The organism is Methylosinus sp. R-45379, assembly GCF_001644125.1.
Lineage (GTDB): Bacteria > Pseudomonadota > Alphaproteobacteria > Rhizobiales > Beijerinckiaceae > Methylosinus.
Genome location: NZ_LUUM01000161.1, coordinates 1 through 1,578, shown reverse-complemented (window position 1 = coordinate 1,578; position 1,578 = coordinate 1). Strand labels below are relative to the sequence as shown.

Annotated in this window: 2 protein-coding genes; both read right to left on the bottom strand. The window is 56.5% G+C overall.

Annotated features, from left to right (window positions below; translation table 11 throughout):
- On the bottom strand, nt 1-481 hold a 481-nt coding region (locus A1351_RS07780), incomplete at its 3' end, for an alpha/beta fold hydrolase (RefSeq protein WP_157096182.1).
- A gap of 437 nt (nt 482-918) precedes the next feature.
- On the bottom strand, nt 919-1,254 hold the full coding sequence (locus A1351_RS23845; protein WP_083967220.1) for a hypothetical protein: 336 nt from the start codon (nt 1,252-1,254) through the stop codon (nt 919-921).
- Nucleotides 1,255-1,578 lie beyond the last annotated feature (324 nt).

Below are 1,578 nucleotides of genomic sequence, written 5' to 3'. Positions count from 1 at the left end.
GTGGAAAGATACATCCGACCTCCTCGGTGATCCATCGCACCTCGCGCCGGGACGTGGTCGTTACGAAGCCCAGCACCAGGGCGTTCACGCGGTGCGGGTAAGCCTGGGCATATGCCAAGCCGAGCGTGGTCCCCCACGATAGCCCCAATATGACCCAGCGATTCACATCGTGCATCTCGCGTAACGCCTCGATGTCAGCGATCAGGTGGGCAGTGGTGTCGCTGTCGAGGTCGGCGTCGGGTTCGTTCGCCAGCGGCCGGCTGCGCCCTGACCCGCGTTGATCCAGCAGCACGGCACTGTAGAGGCGAGGATCGAAGAACCGCCGCTGACCCGCCGAACATCCTGAACCTGGACCGCCGTGCAGGAATAGAGCAGGCTTCCCAGCGGGATTGCCGCAGCACTCCCAGTAGACCTGATGCCCATCGCCTCCTTCGAGCATGCCGCTCCCATAGGGTTCGATGTGGGGGAATGGCCCCGACATTTGCGCGCTCCTTTGTTCAGCGGGTGATTTGCTCTTCGGCCAACGGGGATATCAGGCGCTCGACCCACGCTCACCCGAAATCCCTAAACGAGCTGCGCCGATCGCCAGAAATTCGCCGGCGGCCGCCCGGGGCTCCAATTGACCCCAAGCGGACCTCGTGCCGTCTCCCCCTCAATCGGGATTATGGCCGCTATCGTCGCCAAAGGTGTAATTGTCGCCTGAGGCGTAATTGCTGGTGTCATGCTGAGTTAGGCCTCCGTCGCTTCGACGTTCCGGCGGGCGCCGGAACGCGAACCAGAAGACGCCTCCCACAATCGCGAGGCCAACAACCGCACCCAAAGTGCTTCCCAACCATCCAGCCACGTCTAAATCTCCTCTATGTGAATTCGTAAAAATCTTGACTTATGGACGGGATTGTCAAGAGTGGTTGGCGGAATCTATTTGCTCGATTTAAAGAGCCGACGCTGTGCAGCGTTTATGCTCGAATGTTCGAAATCTACCTCGCGTTTTGACGACGGAAGATATTTTCGCTTATCGAGCCATCCGTAAAAAAGTGTGCCATGGATGCCGAGGGCGTCACGTTTTAAGATGGGCCGATCCCACATTGGTTCGGCCACGGCCCGCGCTCGTATCTCTCCCAGGCGAGCGAATAAGTCCTCCGCGAGTTCAATATCACGACAATCTGGAAATATTGCCTCGAATTCAGCATCTGTAGCTTGGAAAATACTGAATGTAGCATTATCTGCGCCTTCAATAATTTGAATGTTTTTCATTTTATTGCTCCCCATTTGAACTGAAAGCTTGGCCGTCTACATTTCTCGATTTTCGGGACGGGCTCACCACAACATCAACATACAGATATTGATGATAAGTCGACGTTTTGTGAGTTTGAATAGGAAGAGTGGGCGGCACGGCGTCCCGCCTCGCCCGTAAGCGGCAACTATGGAACTTCGGGCGCATGACCCCTCCTGGCGCGACTCGGGAACCGCCAAGCGCAACCTAATGCGGACACAATGGATGAAAAGTGACGTGCCCCTGAAAAATCCCACCAGCATCGATTAGAGTCCGGCCGATTGCAGGACGGACACGATGAAGAA

Coding starts and splice junctions, on each gene's coding strand:
- A1351_RS23845 (WP_083967220.1), bottom strand. CDS start 1,254: ATGAAAAACATTCAAATTATTGAAGGCGCAGATAATGCTACATTCAGT.